Source organism: Neisseria sp. P0021.S005 (genome assembly GCF_051956955.1).
In genome coordinates, this window is the sequence record NZ_JBQCWY010000493.1 from 1 (window position 1) to 2,270 (window position 2,270).

The 2,270-nt window shown below is 48.8% G+C and carries 2 protein-coding genes; both read left to right on the forward strand.

All coding sequences use genetic code 11. The annotated features are described in order from the left end of the window. The coding region (locus ACTHUE_RS16015) for an alanine:cation symporter family protein (protein ID WP_440423974.1) at positions 1 to 266 on the forward strand (266 nt) is incomplete at its 5' end. Positions 267 to 535: 269 nt separating this feature from the next. After that, positions 536 to 2,270, forward strand: a 1,735-nt coding sequence (cas9, locus tag ACTHUE_RS16020) for a type II CRISPR RNA-guided endonuclease Cas9 (RefSeq protein ID WP_440423975.1), incomplete at its 3' end; no start/stop codon positions are given.

Genomic DNA, 2,270 nt, shown 5'->3' on the forward strand with positions numbered 1-2,270 from the left:
GGCTGGTTACCGCCGTTTTCCGTATGCTGGTTTTGGCATGGGTCTACTTCGGCGCAGTTGCCAACGTACCCTTGGTATGGGATATGGCAGACATGGCCATGGGCATCATGGCATGGATTAACCTCGTTGCCATCCTGCTCCTGTCACCACTTGCCTTCCTGCTGTTGAAAGACTACACAGCCAAGCTGAAAATGGGTAAAGACCCAGAGTTCAAACTCTCTGAACACCCAGGCTTGAAACGCAAAATCAAATCCGATATCTGGTAATACCAAAGGCCGTCTGAAATTTCAGACGGCCTTTTTAATCCCTGCCATCTAGATAAAACGATGCCCCTTAAAGCAGAAGCCTTAAGGGGCAGAGCGTTGCGGCACATCTTTTCAGACGGCCTTATTGTAGCAACGTTTCTCATTTCGCAGTGCAACAATATGGACGGATTCTAATTCCAAATCGGCACCCAGTCAAGCATTTCATTTGCATAGTAATACTTACCTAGGATATATTTATACTTACCAAACATCACATTACGGAGAAACTGATGGCTGCATTCAAACCCAATCCAATCAACTACATCCTCGGTCTCGATATCGGCATTGCATCCGTCGGCTGGGCGATGGTAGAAATTAACGAAGAAGAAAACCCCATCCGCCTGATTGATTTGGGCGTGCGCGTATTTGAGCGTGCAGAAGTACCGAAAACAGGCGACTCTCTCGCAGCGGCAAGACGCTTGGCACGCAGTGTTCGCCGCCTGACCCGCCGTCGCGCCCACCGTCTGCTTCGGGCCCGCCGTCTATTGAAACGCGAAGGCGTATTACAAGCCGCCGATTTTGATGAAAACGGCTTGATTAAATCCTTACCGAATACACCATGGCAACTTCGCGCAGCCGCATTAGATCGCAAACTGACGCCTTTGGAGTGGTCGGCAGTCTTGTTGCATTTAATCAAACATCGCGGCTATTTGTCGCAAAGAAAAAACGAGGGCGAAACTGCCGATAAGGAGCTTGGCGCTTTGCTTAAAGGCGTAGCCGACAATGCCCATGCCTTACAAACAGGCAATTTCCGCACACCAGCCGAATTAGCTTTAAATAAATTTGAGAAAGAAAGCGGCCATATCCGCAACCAACGCGGCGATTATTCGCATACGTTCAACCGCAAAGATTTACAAGCAGAGCTGAATTTACTGTTTGAAAAACAAAAAGAATTCGGCAATCCGCATGTTTCAGACGGCCTTAAAGAAGGTATTGAAACCCTGCTGATGGCGCAACGCCCTGCCCTGTCTGGCGATGCTGTTCAAAAAATGTTGGGGTATTGCACCTTTGAGCCGACAGAGCCGAAAGCCGCTAAAAACACCTACACCGCCGGACGTTTCATCTGGCTGACCAAGCTGAACAACCTGCGTATTTTAGAGCAAGGCAGCGAGCGGCCATTGACCACTACCGAACGCGCCACGCTTATGGACGAGCCATACAGAAAATCCAAACTGACTTACGCACAAGCCCGTAAGCTGCTGGGTTTAGAAGATACCGCCTTTTTCAAAGGCTTGCGCTATGGTAAAGACAATGCCGAAGCCTCAACATTGATGGAAATGAAGGCCTACCATGCCATCAGCCGTGCGCTGGAAAAAGAAGGATTGAAAGACAAAAAATCCCCATTAAACCTTTCTCCCGAATTACAAGACGAAATCGGCACGGCATTCTCCCTGTTCAAAACCGATGAAGACATTACAGGCCGTCTGAAAGACCGTGTTCAGCCCGAAATTTTAGAAGCGCTGTTAAAACACATCAGCTTCGACAAGTTCGTCCAAATTTCCTTGAAAGCATTGCGCCGAATTGTGCCTCTAATGGAGCAAGGCAAACGTTACGATGAAGCCTGCGCCGAAATCTACGGAGACCATTACGGCAAGAAAAATGCGGAAGAAAAGATTTATCTGCCGCCGATTCCCGCCGACGAAATCCGCAACCCCGTCGTCTTGCGCGCCTTATCTCAAGCCAGAAAAGTCATAAATGCCGTTGTACGCCGGTACGGCTCCCCTGCACGTATCCATATTGAAACGGCAAGGGAAGTAGGCAAATCGTTTAAAGACCGCAAAGAAATCGAAAAACGCCAAGAAGAAAACCGTAAAGACCGGGAAAAAGCCGCCGCTAAGTTCCGAGAGTATTTCCCCAATTTTGTCGGCGAACCCAAATCCAAAGATATTCTGAAACTGCGCCTGTACGAGCAACAACACGGCAAATGCCTGTATTCGGGCAAAGAAATCAACCTAGGCCGTCTGA